Annotated in this window: 16 protein-coding genes and 1 tRNA gene; 8 read left to right on the forward strand and 9 right to left on the reverse strand. The window is 60.6% G+C overall.

Features of this window, described 5'->3' with window-relative positions; translation table 11 throughout:
- Positions 1-18: 18 nt before the first annotated feature.
- The 5 genes from OSA81_09785 to dnaK form a co-directional block, all read right to left on the reverse strand.
- A complete protein-coding gene (locus OSA81_09785; GenBank protein MDE0899297.1) occupies positions 19-648 on the reverse strand; it encodes an ATP-dependent Clp protease proteolytic subunit in 630 nt (209 codons plus the stop codon).
- Positions 649-665: 17 nt separating this feature from the next.
- On the reverse strand, positions 666-1,943 hold the full coding sequence (gene tig, locus OSA81_09790; protein ID MDE0899298.1) for a trigger factor: 1,278 nt from the start codon (positions 1,941-1,943) through the stop codon (positions 666-668).
- A 44-nt stretch (positions 1,944-1,987) separates the two neighbouring features.
- Positions 1,988-2,070, reverse strand: a tRNA-Leu gene (locus tag OSA81_09795).
- 123 nt (positions 2,071-2,193) lie between these two features.
- Positions 2,194-3,759, reverse strand: coding sequence for a trypsin-like peptidase domain-containing protein (locus OSA81_09800; GenBank protein ID MDE0899299.1), 1,566 nt, complete (start codon positions 3,757-3,759; stop codon positions 2,194-2,196).
- Positions 3,760-3,918: 159 nt separating this feature from the next.
- Positions 3,919-5,865, reverse strand: a complete 1,947-nt coding sequence (gene dnaK, locus OSA81_09805; GenBank protein ID MDE0899300.1) for a molecular chaperone DnaK — start codon at positions 5,863-5,865, stop codon at positions 3,919-3,921.
- A 523-nt stretch (positions 5,866-6,388) separates the two neighbouring features.
- On the opposite strand from dnaK, the gene OSA81_09810 reads away from it, so the two are divergent.
- Together OSA81_09810 and OSA81_09815 are read left to right on the forward strand one after the other, a co-directional pair.
- Positions 6,389-7,756: a hypothetical protein gene (locus OSA81_09810; protein MDE0899301.1), complete on the forward strand. Its 1,368-nt coding sequence runs from the start codon at positions 6,389-6,391 to the stop codon at positions 7,754-7,756.
- Positions 7,757-7,766: 10 nt separating this feature from the next.
- The gene (locus OSA81_09815) at positions 7,767-8,573 is read left to right on the forward strand and encodes a purine-nucleoside phosphorylase (GenBank protein MDE0899302.1); all 807 of its coding nucleotides are present in this window, start codon (positions 7,767-7,769) and stop codon (positions 8,571-8,573) included.
- An 11-nt stretch (positions 8,574-8,584) separates the two neighbouring features.
- Here OSA81_09815 and thiD read toward each other — a convergent pair whose 3' ends face one another.
- Entirely contained in the window at positions 8,585-9,388 is an 804-nt protein-coding gene (thiD, locus tag OSA81_09820; GenBank protein MDE0899303.1) for a bifunctional hydroxymethylpyrimidine kinase/phosphomethylpyrimidine kinase, read from the reverse strand.
- A gap of 20 nt (positions 9,389-9,408) precedes the next feature.
- On the opposite strand from thiD, the gene OSA81_09825 reads away from it, so the two are divergent.
- Both OSA81_09825 and OSA81_09830 read left to right on the forward strand, forming a co-directional pair.
- Positions 9,409-10,194, forward strand: a complete 786-nt coding sequence (locus tag OSA81_09825) for an RNA methyltransferase (GenBank protein MDE0899304.1) — start codon at positions 9,409-9,411, stop codon at positions 10,192-10,194.
- Between the two features lie 58 nt (positions 10,195-10,252).
- Complete coding sequence (locus OSA81_09830) at positions 10,253-11,074, forward strand: prepilin peptidase (protein MDE0899305.1); 822 nt, start codon at positions 10,253-10,255, stop codon at positions 11,072-11,074.
- A gap of 366 nt (positions 11,075-11,440) precedes the next feature.
- Here OSA81_09830 and OSA81_09835 read toward each other — a convergent pair whose 3' ends face one another.
- The 3 genes from OSA81_09835 to OSA81_09845 all read right to left on the reverse strand — a co-directional run bounded on the left by OSA81_09835 (position 11,441) and on the right by OSA81_09845 (position 14,319).
- Positions 11,441-12,001 carry a gamma carbonic anhydrase family protein gene (locus OSA81_09835; protein ID MDE0899306.1) on the reverse strand — a complete coding sequence of 187 codons (561 nt, stop codon included), beginning with the start codon at positions 11,999-12,001 and terminating at the stop codon, positions 11,441-11,443.
- Positions 11,994-13,241 carry a hemolysin family protein gene (locus tag OSA81_09840; GenBank protein ID MDE0899307.1) on the reverse strand — a complete coding sequence of 416 codons (1,248 nt, stop codon included), beginning with the start codon at positions 13,239-13,241 and terminating at the stop codon, positions 11,994-11,996. Before OSA81_09840 ends, OSA81_09835 begins: the two co-directional genes overlap by 8 nt.
- A gap of 61 nt (positions 13,242-13,302) precedes the next feature.
- A complete protein-coding gene (locus tag OSA81_09845; protein MDE0899308.1) occupies positions 13,303-14,319 on the reverse strand; it encodes a MoxR family ATPase in 1,017 nt (338 codons plus the stop codon).
- A 278-nt stretch (positions 14,320-14,597) separates the two neighbouring features.
- Here OSA81_09845 and OSA81_09850 point away from each other — a divergent pair, with 278 nt between their 5' ends.
- From OSA81_09850 to OSA81_09865, 4 genes are all read left to right on the forward strand, one after another.
- Positions 14,598-14,918 (forward strand): AtpZ/AtpI family protein, encoded by a 321-nt coding sequence (locus OSA81_09850; protein ID MDE0899309.1) that lies wholly within the window; start codon positions 14,598-14,600, stop codon positions 14,916-14,918.
- Positions 14,915-15,289: a hypothetical protein gene (locus OSA81_09855; GenBank protein MDE0899310.1), complete on the forward strand. Its 375-nt coding sequence runs from the start codon at positions 14,915-14,917 to the stop codon at positions 15,287-15,289. The genes OSA81_09850 and OSA81_09855 overlap by 4 nt, the downstream gene beginning before the upstream one ends.
- Positions 15,290-16,210 (forward strand): F0F1 ATP synthase subunit A, encoded by a 921-nt coding sequence (atpB, locus tag OSA81_09860; GenBank protein MDE0899311.1) that lies wholly within the window; start codon positions 15,290-15,292, stop codon positions 16,208-16,210.
- Between the two features lie 71 nt (positions 16,211-16,281).
- On the forward strand, positions 16,282-16,548 hold the full coding sequence (locus OSA81_09865) for an ATP synthase F0 subunit C (GenBank protein MDE0899312.1): 267 nt from the start codon (positions 16,282-16,284) through the stop codon (positions 16,546-16,548).
- Positions 16,549-16,634 lie beyond the last annotated feature (86 nt).

Raw genomic sequence — 16,634 nt, forward strand, 5'->3', positions numbered from 1 at the left:
GACTCCCTAGTCTCCTGACTACTCGGCATGATCCGAGTCAGCTGGTTTTCCTGCGGCCGGCTGAACAGGACCTTCGATCACCCGGTCGATCAGGCCGTACTCAACGGCCTGGTCCGGGCTCATGAACCGGTCGCGATCTACATCGCCCGCGACCCGCTCGATCGTTTGCCCCGTATGCTTGGCAACAATACCATTCAATTTTTCGCGGATATGCAAGATTTCTTGTGCTTGGATCTCGATGTCTGAAGCCGTTCCGTGTGATCCGCCGGACGGCTGGTGGATCATAATTCGGGAATTTGGCAGCGCATTTCGCTTGCCAGGTTCGCCCGCGGTGAGAAGAACCGCGGCCATGGAGGCAGCCATGCCGACGCAGAAGGTGGACACCGGCGCCCGCAGGTGCTGCATGGTGTCGTAGATCGCGAGCCCGGCGTAGACGCTTCCGCCCGGCGAGTTGATGTACATAAAAATGTCTCGATCTGGATCTTCCGCATCGAGGAAGAGCAACTGGGCGAGGATGATGTTCGCCACGTTGTCGTCGATCCCGGTGCCGAGAAAGACGATCCGGTCCATGAGGAGCCGGCTGAAGATGTCGTAGCTGCGTTCGCCCCGGCTGGTGCGCTCTATAACATACGGTGGGTAGATCGCCATGTGGTTTGCTTGTCCTGTCAGGCTTCTGGTGCGTCGGTGATTTCGGACTGTCCCATCAGGAACCCGAACACAGCGTTCTCGGTCAGTTCCCGTTCCATCGTCTCGAGGCGGCCGGCTTTCTGCAATTCGGCATACACCTTCGCCGGCTCGGTGTTGTTGGCCTCCGCGATCTCTTCGATACGTGCGTCAATATCGTCGTCACTCGCCTGCAGGCTCTGGATCTCCGCGAGTCGTTCGATCACGAGAATCCTCTTTACTGCACTTTCTGCTTCCGGACGGATCTGCTCCCGGAACTCTGCGATCTTCTCGGCATCGACGTTCTCCGGGTTCCCGATGATCTGATCGGAGTAGCGAGTCACCATCGATCCCGGCACCTCAAACGGGTTCGCGTCGATCACGAAGTCGAGAAGTCGGCCACGCACTGCCGCGTCGGCCTGCTGGCCGGCTTCCTTCTCCATGTCCTCGCGGATTTTGGCCTTGAGTTCATCGATCGTCTCGAAATCACCGACCTGTTTCGCCAGTTCGTCGTCCAGGGCAGGAAGGTCCATCGCTCGGCGGGACTTCATAACAACACGGATTTTCTCCGAGTCCCCTCGCCGCTCCTCGTCCGGGAAATCCTCTGGGAACGAGATGTCGAAGTCGCCGGTTTTGCCCGGCTCAAGTGTCCGGATTGCGCCTTCGATATCAGGAATCGCATCTCCAGACCCGACCACGAGGTCGTAGTCCCGCCCCTCGTCAGCAGCTTCGCCGTCGTCGCCGAGGCGGGTGATGCTGACGGAGACCATGTCTTTTTCCTCCGGCACCCCTTCCTCCATCGGCTGCCAGACACCGTTCTGCTCCTGAATGCGCTCGAGAACTCCTTCGATCTGCTCGTCGGTGACCGGCTGTGACGGGCGTTCAACGACGAAACCACTCGTGTTGGACACGTCGAAGACTGGCTCGATGTCGAACGTGATCGCGAACGTCAGGTCTTCTTCAGGCTTGTATTGGAGGTCCTCGATCTCCCCTTCACTGATCGGCCGGAGTTCCTTGGCCGCCAGTGCTTCCTTGTAGGCCGCCCCGATCAGCTTGTCGAGGGCCTCCTGACGAAGGGATCCTCCGAAGCGGGACTCAATGACTTTCGTGGGCACGCGGCCCTTCCTGAAACCCTTCAGTCGGGCTTGGGAAGCGAGCCTGCTCGCGGCTTTGCGTTCTTCGGCCTGCACGATGACGGCGGGCACGGTCACGCTCATGCGGCGTCGCCATCCGTCATGTTCCTCAACGGATATCTGCAGGTTGGATGCGTCCAGATTCATACGGTCACGCGGTCGTTGTGTACTTGAAAGGAGATGGTGCAAAGTGCGAAAGGGGGGACTCGAACCCCCACGGCACGAGGCCACGGGATCCTAAATCCCGCGCGTCTACCAATTCCGCCACTTTCGCGCTTGAGAAAGATATACCCGTGCGGTAGGGGGATGAAGCATGGAGCGCCGAACCCGTTGGTCCAGCGCCCCATATCGTCCTTACTCAGGCCCCGCGAACCGGCCTGGATCTAACGCATGGCCGCTAGGGCATACGGACGTTCACGACTCTCTCTTCGCCGACTCTGTCTAGGAAGTGGAGCGAGATAATCTGACCAGTCTCGATGCCATCGAGTGCCGCCCGAACGTCGGAAGGCAACTGAATATGTTGATCGTTGATCTGGATCAGTTTCGTGCCCCGGTAGGCGGCGACCCCCCGTCGCTCCGCCGCGCTCCCGCGCGCCACGTCGGTGAGGATGACACCGTTTGGGTCATCCCACGCTTCCGCGGCGCCGCTTCCATCCAGAGCCTCGACCTGGATTCCAAGACGCTCCTCGGCATTCCCGGGTGTGGCCACGACTACCGTCGGGATATTGTTGATCGGAGCTTCACCCAGCAGGACGTCGACTTCGGTGCGCTGCATATTCCGGTAGATCGTCAGCACCACCCGATCACCCGGCCGGCGCTCGGCGATCTCGGCCTGTAGCTCAGACACATATCCAACGGGCTGTCCGTCGAGCCCGACGATAACATCTTCCGGCTCGAGGACTCCGATCGACGGTCCCTCGGGAACTCCCTGCACGAGGATGCCCGAGACCGAGGGGAGTCCATAGATTTCAGCGTCCTCTGACTCGACGTCCTCAATCTGGACGCCGATGCGGGGCCGTCGCACATGTCCATACTCAACCAGATCTTCCATAACCCGGCGCGCCAGGTTGATCGGGATGGCGAATCCGTACCCTTGATAGACTCCGGTCGTCGATGCGATCGCAGAATTTATGCCCACGACCTGACCGCGCAGGTTCACCATCGGACCACCGGAGTTCCCGGGGTTGATGACCGCGTCGGTCTGGATGAAGTCCTCGATCGCGTACCCGGAGAGGGATCGATCGAATCGCGGATCGTTGAAGATGTCCTGCTGGAGGAGCCGCAGTCCGCGACCGCGTGCGCTGATGATTCCAGCGGTCACGGTGAAGTCGAGCTGGGTGGATGCACCGAAGCCCGGGTTCCCGATCGCTAGGATCCACTCGCCGACCTTGATCTGATCTGAATTCCCGAAGGCCATTGTCGGCAAATTCTCATCGACGTCGACCTTGATGACTGCGACATCGGTGAATGGGTCCGCGCCGACGATCCGGGCAGGGAAGTAGCGACGGTCGGGGAAATACACCCGCACGTCGGTCGATCCCTCGACCACATGGTTGTTCGTAAGAATATACCCGTCGTTCGAGACGATGAACCCGCTACCGCCAGAAATCGCCGACCGCGGAGGTTCAGCCTCACCTTGGTTCTGCTCATCGAAGAACTGGCGGAACTGCTCAGGTACTTCTTCGCGACTCCTCGGCTGGACGGTCCGCCTGCTTTCGATTCGGACCACCGCTGGCGTGACCGCGTCGGCCAAGTTCGTGAAGGCGTCACTGAGATCGAGCGCCGGCTGAACGGCAGACGCAGGCACCTGGACTTCCGCGGCGATTGAGGGCATCGCATGCGATGCGCTCGTCCACCCCAGCCCGCTCGCAACGCCGACCGCGAGGAGACCCACCGTCGCCGCGACGATGACAACTCGGGACTTGGCCTTCAGAGGGTCATACATCGACTTCTTCTCCGTCATCTATGCGCTCGGAACCGCATCTGGCGGCCGCCGACCATGGTCCAGGATACACGAGAAGGTCCGACTCCGGTCCGGCCTTCTCTTCTACCATACTACACCTGTCTTGGACAGCGATACGGAGTCGGTGAGTTGCCCCACCGACTCCGCCGCCCATCCGTTCTACTTCTCTTCGTCGACGATCTCGTAGTCCGCTTCGACCACGTCTTCATCATCGGAAGGAGCTGCATCGTCCGCGACCTCGGCCTCCTGGTCGTCGAACTCCGCTCCAGCTTCGTCAGCGCCCTCTTCCGCAGACTCCGCGGCCTGGGACTGATACATCTCCTGTCCCGCCGCGCTGAACGCCTGCATCAGTTCATCACGCGCTGTGTTGATTACTTCTAGGTCGTCGCCCTTCAATGCTTCCTTGGCGGCGGTCGTCGCCTCATCGAGGCGGGACTTCGCCTCTTCCCCGACCATCTCGCCCCACTCGGCGCTGTCCTTCTCTACCTGGTACACGAGTGAGTCGAGCTGATTGCGAGACTCGACCTTGGAGCGACGCTCCTCGTCCTCCGCCGCGTTTGCCTCGGCTTCCTTCACCATGTCGTCGATCTCGGTGTCGGACAGGCCACTCGATGCCTCGATGCGGATCTTCTGTTCCTTGCCCGTCGTCTTGTCGAGCGCGGACACCTGCAGGATTCCGTTCGCGTCGATATCGAAGGTCACCTCTACCTGAGGCAGGCCGCGGTGTGCCGGTGGAATGCCGGTGAGCTGGAACTTGCCGATGGTCTTGTTGTCCATCGCCATCTTCCGCTCACCCTGGAGCACGTGGATCTCGACCGTGGTCTGGTTGTCCTCAGCCGTCGAGAACACTTCAGCTTTCTTGGTCGGAATCGTGGTGTTTCGCTCGATCAGCGGTGTCATGACCCCGCCCAGCGTTTCAATGCCGAGGGATAGAGGTGTGACGTCGAGAAGTAGGACGTCCGTTACCTCACCGGCAAGCACCCCACCTTGGATCGCCGCACCGACGGCCACGACCTCGTCCGGGTTCACGCCCCGGTGAGGATCCTTGCCGAAGAACTCCTTCACGATTTCCTGAACCTTGGGGATCCGGGTCGAGCCACCGACGAGAATGACCTCGTCGATGTCGTCGGTCGTCAGCCCAGCGTCCTTCAACGCAGCTGCCATCGGAGGAATCGTCCGCTGGTTCAAGCTCTCCACTAGCTGCTCGAATTTGGCCCTTGTGAGGCTGTAGTTCAGGTGCTTCGGACCGTCCTGAGTGGCAGTGATGAACGGCAGATTGATGTCGGACGACATCGTCGTCGACAGCTCCATCTTGGCCTTTTCTCCGGCCTCCTTGAGGCGCTGGAGTGCCATGGAATCCGTGGAAAGGTCGATGCCCTGATCTTTCTTGAATTCTTCGACAAGCCAGTTGATGATGCGCTGGTCGTAGTCATCTCCACCAAGGTGGGTGTCACCATTCGTCGACTTGACCTCGAAGACACCGTCTCCGAGCTCGAGAATCGAGATGTCGTAGGTACCACCACCGAGATCGAATACCGCGATCTTTTCTTCCTTCTTTCGCTCTAGGCCGTATGCCAGCGCTGCAGCCGTCGGTTCGTTGATGATCCGAAGCACTTCGAGGCCCGCAATCTTGCCGGCGTCCGTGGTCGCCTGACGCTGAGCATCGTTGAAGTAAGCGGGGACGGTGATGACAGCCTGGTTCACCTCGGTGCCCAGGTAGTCTTCAGCGGTCTGCCGCATCTTTTGGAGAATCATCGCACTGATCTCCGGCGGCGTGTACGACTCGTCCGCGTTGGGGATCTTCACCGTGACACGATCTTTCGCGCCCCGCGTCACGTCGTAAGGGACGAGCTTCTCTTCCTCACCTACTTCGTCGTGACGACGGCCCATGAACCGCTTGATGGAGAACACGGTGTTCTCCGGGTTCGTGATCGCCTGACGGCGGGCCACCTGGCCCACGAGCCGTTCCCCATCTTTGGTGAACGCGACCACTGAGGGGGTCGTGCGTCCGCCTTCTGCATTGGGGATCACGACGGGCTCACCACCCTCCATGACCGCGACCACTGAGTTCGAGGTTCCGAGGTCGATGCCGATGACTTTACCCATGCTCTCCTCTTCATGTTGATGTGTTTGTATGTACTGGGCACGAGAAGTGCAAAGGTTATGCCCGTAATAGAGGGGGAGAAGCCGCCGGATTGGCGCGTTTCGTGGTCCGCGCCTGTCACAATGGCAGTCATTCTGTCGTGACACATGATCGGGCGATACTTTTCCGCGCTCTTCCGACCCTCGTCCCCACTTTTTCCGCTTCCTCGCGCGTACCGGCCGATGTTTCCGCTCCGAGATCACAATCCGACTGAGATCTTCCCGATCTTCACGATCGTGATCGGCCTCCTGACGGTGGCCGCGTGGATTCTGGTCCAGTGTTTAGCAACCACAAGCTGGTGGCGGCGAAGAGGGACGGCGTGGTATTGGCCCGGGAGGATCTTGATCACAACGGCTGGTGGTGACCTGGTCCGCGTTTGCCTCCGAGCCTGGTTCGAGGCAATGTCCGGCGCGAGACGCTGGCCTGCGTCTCATCGGACCTCGGGTCCAGTGCCTGACTAGTTGAGAGCTCAACCGAGTACCTGACATGATTGCCGTCGACATGCTGGCGTCCTTGCCCCAGATCGCGGTCCCGGATGCGGCTCTTGGAACACCGATTGTGGATCGCCTCCGGTCCGTGCTTGGACTCTTCGTGCTGGGAGGAATCGCGTGGGCGCTGAGCACGAACCGGTCCGCGATCCAGTGGCGATTAATCGGGTGGGGCGTTGCACTTCAGATCCTGTTCGCGCTTTTCATTCTCAAGACCGCGCTCGGCGAGTCGATCTTCGACGTAGCGGGCGGGCTGGTCGTGGGACTCCTGGGCTTTACGCTGAACGGAGCTGAATTCGTCTTCGGCAACCTTGTCTATGACACCGTACCGGTCGGCATTATTGGTCAAGGCGGATTCGCTGCGATACCGAATCAGGTGGTGCGCACCGGAGCAACGTTCGCATTTTTCGTGCTGCCGACGATCATCTTTTTTTCTGCACTGATGACTGTACTCTATCACCTCGGAATCATGCAGGTCATCGTCCGTGGCTTCGCCTTCGTGATGCAACGGACCATGGGCACATCTGGCGCCGAGACCTTATCCGCGGCCGGGAATGTCTTTGTGGGTCAGACGGAGGCACCACTTCTCATCAAGCCCTTCATCGCGAAGATGACTCAGTCGGAGTTGATGGCGTTGATGACCGGCGGTTTTGCGACCGTCGCCGGTGGGGTGCTCGCCGCCTACGTGGGGATGTTGGTCACCTACTTCCCCGATATTGCAGGACACATGATTGCCGCGTCGGTGATGTCGGCACCGGCTGCCCTGGTCGTTGCAAAATTGATGGTGCCAGAGACTGAAGAATCCGAGACGTCAGGATCTCTCGATATCGTCGTCGAGACGCCTGACGTGAACGTGATCGATGCCGCGGCGCGCGGTGCCTCGGAAGGGTTGCATCTGGCTCTGAATGTCGGTGCGATGTTGCTGGCCTTTGTAGCCCTGATCTACATGTGCAACGGCATGCTCGGCTGGGCCGGATCGCTGGTTGGCCTGACGGATTTGACTCTCGAGAAGATCCTCGGACTGGTCCTCGCGCCCCTCGCCTGGCTGATGGGTGTGCCATGGGCTGATGCCTCGACTGTAGCGTCACTCATGGGCGTGAAGACGGTGCTGAATGAGTTCATCGCCTATCTGCAACTGGCGGGCACCTTGAGTGGAGATCATTCACTACAGCCACGATCGATCATCATCGCGACGTATGCCCTTTCCGGCTTTGCCAATTTCGGCTCGATCGCCGTGCAGATTGGGGGGATTGGTGGCATTGCCCCTGAGCGCAGGCATGACCTCAGCAGGCTCGGTCTCCGAGCCATGGTCGGTGGCTCTCTCGCAGCCTTCATGACTGCGACGGTGGCCGGGATGATCCTCTGACGTGACTGGGGTGTTTGACGCCAACCGGGCTGCGGATTTCATGCGGTCCCGACAAGTGGGCAGTCCTTCTGCAGCGGTTGTTCTGGGATCTGGACTCGCTGAACTGGAGCAGATGCTCGAAGCGTCTGCCGTCGTGCGCATGGATGAGTTGCCAGGTCTGCCTTCGACCACGGTCCAGGGCCACGGCGGGCGGTTCGTCTTCGGTCGCGTTGGATCGAGAGAGGTGCTGCTCCAGGGGGGGCGGTACCACGCGTATGAAGGGCACCCGAACCGAATCTTAACCGCCCCCATGCGCGTCCTCGCCGCCCTCGGGGTCGAGGTCGTGATCATGACAAACGCCGCCGGAGGCCTCAGGTCAGACCTTCGGCGTGGCGATTTGGTTCTCTTGGAGGACCAAGTCAATTTCTCGTTTCGGGCACCTCTCGCAGGACCGGTGGAGGGTTTCGAAGATCGATTCCCCGATATGAGCGCCCCCTACGATCTAGAACTTCAGGGCATTGCTACCGGAGCGGCCATGTCCCTTGGGATTCCACTGTCTCGCGGGACTTACGCCGGCGTGCTTGGCCCTGCCTACGAGACTCGGGCGGAGGTGGGTATGCTTCGAGAGTTGGGTGGCGACGTCGTCGGGATGTCTACCGCTCCGGAGGTCATTGCCGCCCGGGCAGCCGGGCTGCGGGTGCTGGGTCTTTCTCTGGTCACGAACCGTGCGACGGGCCTGGGGGAAGCGCGCATCGCCCATTCCGACGTTCTGGAACAGGGAGCTCAGGCCGGGGCTCGATTGTCGCGGTTGGTCCTCGAGATTCTTCGGACGATCTGAGTGTCGTCGACTCAATCCGTCGGGGCGAAGTGATTCACCGGCCCGTGGCCGCTGCCGAGGCCCGGAGCGCTCCCGATCGCTCGATGGATGAAGCAAACTGCTGCGTCGACCGCATCGGCGACTCCGTCACCGCAGGCGAGCCTTGCGGTGATCACGGCAGAAAGGGTGCACCCGGTGCCGTGAGTGTGGCGCGTCTCAATTCGTGGACGTGGCCACCGGTGCTCGACAGTCCCGTCCCAAAAGATGTCGATGACCTCCGTGTCGAGGTGCCCGCCGGTGACGAGAGCTGCGCCCGCACCCTGATCAACGAGAGCCCGGGCAGCGTCCCCCATCTCGGCCGGGGTCCCGACGGGACGCCCCGTGAGCAGAGAAGCTTCGTCCATGTTGGGCGTGACGATGGTCGCAAGGGGAAGGAGGTGGGTCCGCATCGCGTTCTCCGCGTCCGGTGCCAGAAGGCGATCCCCACTGGTCGCCACCATCACTGGATCCATGACGTAGCCCCGGAGTTGATGCTGTCGAACGGCATTGGCGACCCCCACCGTGATGGCATTAGTCGCGAGCATACCGGTTTTGAAGGCTGCAGGGCGAATGTCCGATACGACTGCGTCGATCTGCGCGAGTACGACTTCGAGCGGAATCTCGTGTATCGTGTGCACGCCGGTGGTATTCTGTGCCGTGACTGCGGTTACCGCGCTGGTTCCGAATACTCCGAACTGATGAAAAGTCTTCAGGTCGGCCTGGATACCGGCACCGCCGCCGGAGTCACTGCCGGCAACAGTCAGTGCTATCGGGGTTTTCGTCGAATTCACCATCATGATGGAAGGTCGCTACGGCCGTGGAACTGAGCCAGCATCGAGCGCGTCTGATCCAGCATCTCCGGAAGCGCAAATCCCGCGAACGTGAAGGACTGGTTCTGGTCGAAGGCGTCCGGGCAGTCACCGAGGCGCTCGATGCGGGGGCACGGGTGTCTTTCGCCGTCGCGGCACCAATCGCCGGAGCGTCTTATATGGGACGGGACGTGGTCGATCGCCTCGCCGATGTCGACGTAGTCGACGTGGACGATAAGACGCTCGTTTCCCTCTCGGACACGGAGCGCCCCCAGGGCCTCATGTTGGTTTGCGAGCAACCCGAGTCCGATGCCAGCCAGGTCGTTGGCACGAGCACGCTGATTCTGGACGCGGTTCAGGATCCAGGGAATGTCGGAGCACTGATTCGTTCGGCGGTCGCATTCGGCTTTGGTGGTGTGGTTGTGCTGGACGGTACCGGGGACCCATGGGGGGCCAAAGCGGTTCGAGCGGCCGCAGGGATGACGTTTCGCATTCCCGTGCACTCCTGTGGTGCCGACTCCGCGATTACGGCGATCAGTGAGAGTGGCTCGACCCTGTACTGTGCCTCTGCCGAAGGCGAGCCGCTCCGAGGCCTGCGACAAGGGCGCGGAACGTCGGCCAGAGGCGTGGGGTTCGCGCTCGTGCTCGGGAACGAGGGGGCCGGGGTTCGGGAAGCGCTTCGAGAGGCAGCAGACTTTATCGTCTCAGTGGAGATGAACGGCGCTGCCGAGTCATTGAACGTGGGGATCGCGGGGTCGATTCTGATGCACGAACTGACACGGACAGACGAGTGAACCAGCGGGAGGCGGAGGGATTGAGCCAGTTGGAGTTGAAATCTTGATTGAGTGGGCCATGCCATTACTGGCCGGGGGGTATGGGTTGTTGATTGGGTCCTTCCTCAACGTCTGCTCGCTCCGCTGGCCGGTTGACGAGTCGGTGGTTCGTCCCCGGTCCAAGTGCCCGAAGTGCAACACGATGATCGCCTGTTACGACAATATTCCGGTAGCCAGCTGGATCGTGCTTCGTGGAAGGTGTCGGTCGTGCGGTGTGCCTGTGTCGATGCAGTACCCGCTAGTGGAGCTCACGACCGGGCTGATGTGGGCAGGAGCCTTCGCGCTGCATGGCCCGTCGTGGGAAGCACTGAGAGGGAGCGTCTTCCTGACGATGCTGTTAGGCATATCTATCTCTGATGCCCGGTTCTACATCATTCCCGACCAGTTTTCGATCGGTGGTGCCGTGATCGGTTTCGGGATGTCTTTTCTTGCCGGTGGCATCGGCTGGACTCAGTCGCTCATGGGAGCCGCCGCGGGATACGGAGTGCTCTGGTTTGTTGGCGCGACCGGCACCTGGATGATCAAGCGGCTGCAGCCGGGCCGGCTGGAGGAAGCAGGCGTCGATCAGGCGATGGGTGGTGGAGATATCAAGATGATGGCGATGGTAGGCTCGTTCCTCGGACTCTGGGGGGTGGCCCTGACCATTTTCCTTGGCTCGGTCGTCGCACTCGTGACGATTCTGTTGCGGGCGATCTTCGCGATGGCAAAGAGCGGTACAGAGAGCGACGAGCTTGAGCGCTTGATCCCCTTCGGCGTATTCCTCGCGGCGGGGGGTGGGGTCGCCTGGGTTTGGGGAGCTGCCCTCGTGAACTGGTACCTGTCGAGCGTGATCGGATTGTAGGCCAGGCCAGGTAGCTCCTCCCCATTATTCGCCCTCCCACGAAACAATAACCAGCCCTCCGAACTACTCCAGTACCGCCGACTGAGCCGATGCGGAAAAGCTCCGGAGCCGGGTCGCAAGGGCGAAGGCGGAAGCGCTGACGAACTCCGGTAGCGCTGGATTCTTACTCATGGGTCGGAGCAGTCTCTCTTATAGCCGCACTGCTCACAGGTGAGCTTGCAGTGGAGGTTCAGCATTTCGTTTCCGCACAGGTCACAGAGGAAAACCTGTTCTTCGGGGGGGAGGTCGCCGGGCGGGCGGGATTTTTCGCGGCGAGGAGGAGTGCTCCCAGCCACGGACGCACTCGGACCGGGTGGTCCCGGTGCGTCACTCACTGGTAACTCGGCCGATACCTGCAGCGAGGTACTGCCGGGATAGCGCCACGTAGTGTGCGCCGCCACCCTTGATCCACTCGGCGGCAGACCCCTCGATGGTTTTTTTAACCACACCGGGGACCCCCGCTACCACGCTTCTGGCTGGTATCTCAGCACGCTCGAGCACGACGGTATTGGCCGCGAGAACACACTCGCTCCCTACCACCGCCCGTTGCAGAATTACCGCATTCATCCCGACGACGGTCCGATCTCCGATGGCGCAGCTTTCGAACTTCGCTCCGTGTCCGACCGTGACGTCCTCGCCAATCACGGTGGGAGCCCAGTCACCTACATGGACAACGCAGTTGTCCTGTACGCTCGTCCGTGCGCCGACGACGATCCCGTGATTCGGGTTGTCGCCTCGAAGCACCGCTCCCCACCAGATGCTGCATTCCGCACCGATCGTCACATCGCCGATGATCACGGCGGTCGGGGCAACGAAAGCGCTGGGGTCAATTCGAGGGACCTTCCCATTAAAAGGTATGATCGTTGGAGTCGGGGTCAGTTCAGCCACCGTCCACGTCCGCAATGTCCAGCTTGGTCACTCTCGCCCGGAGTACCTGGGTATCGGATGCATCGAGCACCTCGATGCGCACGGCTTCTGTCTCGAAGTGTTCGCCAAGCCGTGGTACGTGGCCGAGTTCGTCCAGAATGAAGCCGTTTAGCGATCGGTGCTCGCCCTGCGGCAAGTTCACATCTAGAGCCTCGTCCAGATCGCGCAGGTCTACGCCGGCCTCGCATTCAACCACTCTGTCCGAGATCACCGTGATCTCCTCTTCTTCGACGTCCGTCTCGTCCCGGATCTCCCCGACGAGTTCCTCCAGTACATCCTCAAGCGTCACGAGTCCGTCAATTCCGCCGAACTCATCTGCTACGATGCCCATGTGAATGCGTCGAGCCTGGAAGTCCTGTAGTAACTGGGCGCACGAAGAGGAGCCTGGCACGAAGAATGGCGGGTGCGCCAACTGCGCGAGGGGTACGTCGCGCTCACCCTTTGCGTACCGAGCATAGGCTTCGCGGACGTAGACGATGCCAGTGATGTCGTCTACCGACTCTCGATACACCGGGACCCGACTGTGGGGCACCTCTTCGAGTTCGTCGATCACCTCAGCCAGAGTCAGAGCTTCACTCCAGGCGAAGATGTCCACACGCGGAACCATCACATCCCATGCGGTCAGTTCGTCGAGGCGGAAGGCTCTTTCCACCAGACGATTTTCGCCTGCTTCCAGAAGTCCTTCTTCCTCGCCGATCTCTTGGATCTCTCGCAACTCGCGATGCTCATCCGTGATCGCGTCGTCGTTGGCCCCGAGTCGGTCCTCGAGCTTGTTGACGGGCATCGTGAGCGGTCTCGCGACACGTTCGACGACGAGTAGCATCGGAGAGGCGGACAGAGCGAGTCGCACAGGGCGCCGGGCTGCGATCATGTGAGGAATCAAATCCGCGACCAGCACGACGATCACCATTCCGATCAAGATACTGGGGACGGGGCCCAGCATCCCCCACGTTGACACGTCCGTTAGTGCGATAACCGCCAACGCACTCAGGTTGAGGGCCTGAGTGACCAACCGAACGCTGGCCTGAACGTTCTGCTTATTTCCTCGCAATCGATTGAGTGTCTCCGCTCCATCGAATCCTTCTTCGATAAGCGTACGCACACGGGATCGCCCGATTTGGAACACGGCGTCGTGCACGGCCGTGAGCACGGCCGAGGTAAGTAGTAGGGCAACAACAACGGCCGCAGCGATCGCGATCATCGCCGCACCTCCCGCCGCCGGCTTCTACTCGGAGGTTGGTCTTCTTTCTGTGTCCCTCGACCTACGTCCAACCCTCGCTCTCCTCCAGGAGTTCGCGAATCACGTCCCGCGTGCTTCGACCATCGGCTTCTGCCTCGAAATTGAGAACGAGTCGGTGGGCAAGAACTGCGGGCGCTACTGACCGTACGTCATCATACGACGGGATAGCGACTCCCCGCGACGCCGCCAGAGCTTTCGCGCCCAGCACGAGGTACTGCGATGCGCGCGGTCCGGCGCCCCAAGAGACATATTTTCCGGTGACGCCTGCGGCCTCACTTCCAGGGCGAGTGGCTCGTGCCAGGCGGACAGCAAACGACACCAGGGAGGGTGGCGCCGGAATGCGACGGACCATCTTCTGGAGGTCGATAAGTTCTTTGGCGGAAAGGACCGGTTCGACGGTCTGCTCTTCACCACCCGTCGTGCGCATCGCGATCTCCTCTTCCTCCGACTTCGAGGGGTAGTAGATCGGTAGCTCCAGCATGAAGCGGTCGAGCTGAGCCTCGGGCAAAGGGTAGGTCCCCTCTTGCTCGATCGGGTTCTGCGTCGCGAGCACGAAGAACGGAGGTGGGAGGATGTATGTGTCGCCCGCTGCGGTAACCGACCGCTCCTGCATCGCTTCGAGCAGCGCCGCCTGTGTCTTGGGCGGTGTCCGGTTGATCTCGTCGGCCAGAATGATGTTTGCGAAGATCGGGCCTTTTACGAATCGGAACACCCGGCGGCCCGTCGTTCGGTCCTCCTCGATTACCTCGGTGCCCGTGATATCTGTGGGCATGAGGTCAGGCGTGAACTGGATCCGACTGAACTGAAGATCCAGCGCCTCTGCTACCGTCTGGACCAGCAGCGTCTTGGCTAGGCCCGGGACGCCAACAAGGAGGGCGTGACCGTTCGCCAGTAGAGCAGTCAGCATCTCATCGACCACCTCCTTCTGACCGACAATGCGCTTCTTTACTTGTATGCGCATCTCGTCTGCGACCTCGGCGGCCCGTTCGAGCAGCTCGACGTCGCGGTCAACGAGGGGGGCTTCGGCAGTCGTCGTCATTCAGTAGTTCGCTCCGGCTCCGGAGGTTGTCCGGAGTCTGGCTTTCACCGGTGTGAAAGGCACCCGGGGTCCGGGCGTGGATGGCCGCGAAGATTGAGCCCAACCGCGCGATCCGTCAAGCAGAACGGGACTGGCCGGCCGGCATCGGCAGCATCCAGGAATTCCGAGGTGCTATCGAGCCTTGATTCGAACAAGTGATCGGGGGTATCAAAAACGTGATTCATCCCCGTAAACAGGGGCCTTCAGTCGCTTGCGCTTTTTTTCACAAGGACTACCTTATGATGGCTGGACGGGGTGTCGATTTCATGCGATTTCGGACCCCGGAGGCCCGAAGGAGCGAGGCCTTGATCGACGACCAGAAGGTGTCGGAGCAGCGACGCGAAATGATGCGCGCCTCCGGTCAGTTCATGGGTCACGGTCTTACTTGGGCTCTCGCCGTTTTGCTCTTCATGGGAATTGGTGCATGGGTGGACTCAAAGGTGGGTTCGGCTCCGATCCTCATGGTCATCGGTGCGTTCGTCGGCGGCGGCGCAGGTTTCTACAGCTTGTATTCACATATCGTGATCAAACCGCGTGAGATGGGCCAAGACCCTGAATGAGTGCTTCTCGGAAGTACGCGGCAGCCGGTGTGTGTGCCATTGCCCTGATCGTAGCGGGCCTCTGGCCGTTTCTCGATGTCGCAGCACGGAACGGGGTGCTGGTAGCAGCAGTGACAGCGCTCCCGATTCAGGTAGCGGCCTTCGCGGTCCTTATCCGGTATCGGGGTGAGCTCAATGGCTTTCTCGCGGCCTGGGTGGGCGGGATGATGATCAGAATGCTGGTGGTTGCCGTGGTGGCGGTCGCCGCGGTTAGAACTGATGCGGAGGGTGCGGTACCTATGCTGCTTGCTCTGGTCGGTTTTTTCTTCGGATTACTTCTTCTCGAGCCGGTGTATCTCCGGGGCCGGTCGAACCAGACGGTTGAAGCATAGATGAGGCTTCTGGCGATGCTACAGGGCGGTGCACGGGCCGTTCAGGAACACGGAGCTGCTGAGAGCGGTCCTGATCTGCAGGGCATGCTCATGCACCATCTCCTCGATGGGTCAGAGATCGAGTTCCAGATCCTAGGGAAGGGACCGGTGATTCATCTGCCGCAGTGGGCCCCGGTCCATATCGGCCCGCTCACGCTGGACCTGTCACCCACGAAGCACGTGGTCTTCATGTTTCTTGCTGCGATCATCTGCTTGGCAGTATTTCTGCCGATTGGACGGGCGATGCGAGACAAGTACACCACCAAGGCGCCGACGGGTTTGGCCAATGCCATGGAAGGACTGGTCGTCTACTTCCGCGACGAAGTGGTGCGTAGAAACATCGGCCATGGAGCCGACGCGTTCACGGGGTACATCCTCACGCTGTTCTTCTTCATCCTTGCCATGAACTTCCTTGGGTTGGTGCCGTTCGGTGCTACCCCGACGGGCAACTTCATGGTGACCGGCGCGTTGGCGCTGGTGACGTTCGTTGTAGTCGAGGTTACGGGGATGCGGACCCTTGGCTTCAAGGGCTACATGGGCACGATCTTCTATGCACCCAAGGGCCTGAATCCGGTCGGAACTGTGATCATGCTGATCATCCTGACCCCGGTTGAGTTCCTCGGGAAGCTGACAAAACCATTCGCTCTCATGATTCGACTGTTCGCGAACATGATGGCAGGACATACGCTCGTGCTCTCGCTGCTCGGACTGATTTTCATGTTCGCGAGCGGGGGGCTTGTGGTAGCCGGAGGCGTCACGGTTGCATCGATCGCCATGGTCTCGGGCATCATGATTCTGGAGGTCTTCGTGGCGTTCCTCCAGGCATACATCTTCGCGATGCTGACCTCGGTCTTCATCGGGCTGATTCGCCACGCGCATTAGGTAGCACGCAGTACCAAGTACGAATTTGATTTCAATCCGTCGTTAGACGACAAATTTCCAAGGAAAGCGAAATGCTCTACGGAATGCTCGCTGTTGTTCAGGAAGCGGCTACGGCCTCCGGGGGACTTGATCTTCTCGGTGCCGGAATCGGTATCGGCCTCGCGGTCATGGGTGCTGGCATCGGCATTGGCCAGATCGGTAACGGTGTCGCGCAGGGAATCGCACGTCAGCCTGAAGCTGCCGCGACGATCCAGACTGCCGGGATCATTCTCGCTGCGCTGATCGAGGGCGCTGCGCTCTTCGGTCTCGTCATCACGATCCTCTACAAGTTCTTCTAAGCCGTTTCAGCCACTGCCTTCGGGCGGTAAGAAACGAGGGGTCCGCAGCAGTCTGCCGCGGGGCCTGTGACTAGAAGAACGACGGA

Source organism: Longimicrobiales bacterium (genome assembly GCA_028823235.1).
Lineage (GTDB): Bacteria > Gemmatimonadota > Gemmatimonadetes > Longimicrobiales > Gaopeijiaceae > UBA2589.

Excerpts from the sequence above, each read along its gene's own strand:
- OSA81_09785 (MDE0899297.1), bottom strand. The coding sequence starts at position 648 with ATGGCGATCTACCCACCGTATGTTATAGAGCGCACCAGCCGGGGCGAA.
- tig (MDE0899298.1), bottom strand. The coding sequence starts at position 1,943 with ATGAATCTGGACGCATCCAACCTGCAGATATCCGTTGAGGAACATGAC.
- OSA81_09800 (MDE0899299.1), bottom strand. The coding sequence starts at position 3,759 with ATGACGGAGAAGAAGTCGATGTATGACCCTCTGAAGGCCAAGTCCCGA.
- dnaK (MDE0899300.1), bottom strand. The coding sequence starts at position 5,865 with ATGGGTAAAGTCATCGGCATCGACCTCGGAACCTCGAACTCAGTGGTC.
- OSA81_09810 (MDE0899301.1), top strand. The coding sequence starts at position 6,389 with ATGATTGCCGTCGACATGCTGGCGTCCTTGCCCCAGATCGCGGTCCCG.
- thiD (MDE0899303.1), bottom strand. The coding sequence starts at position 9,388 with ATGATGGTGAATTCGACGAAAACCCCGATAGCACTGACTGTTGCCGGC.
- OSA81_09830 (MDE0899305.1), top strand. The coding sequence starts at position 10,253 with ATGCCATTACTGGCCGGGGGGTATGGGTTGTTGATTGGGTCCTTCCTC.
- OSA81_09840 (MDE0899307.1), bottom strand. The coding sequence starts at position 13,241 with ATGATCGCGATCGCTGCGGCCGTTGTTGTTGCCCTACTACTTACCTCG.
- OSA81_09845 (MDE0899308.1), bottom strand. The coding sequence starts at position 14,319 with ATGACGACGACTGCCGAAGCCCCCCTCGTTGACCGCGACGTCGAGCTG.
- OSA81_09850 (MDE0899309.1), top strand. The coding sequence starts at position 14,598 with ATGATGGCTGGACGGGGTGTCGATTTCATGCGATTTCGGACCCCGGAG.
- OSA81_09855 (MDE0899310.1), top strand. The coding sequence starts at position 14,915 with ATGAGTGCTTCTCGGAAGTACGCGGCAGCCGGTGTGTGTGCCATTGCC.
- atpB (MDE0899311.1), top strand. The coding sequence starts at position 15,290 with ATGAGGCTTCTGGCGATGCTACAGGGCGGTGCACGGGCCGTTCAGGAA.
- OSA81_09865 (MDE0899312.1), top strand. The coding sequence starts at position 16,282 with ATGCTCTACGGAATGCTCGCTGTTGTTCAGGAAGCGGCTACGGCCTCC.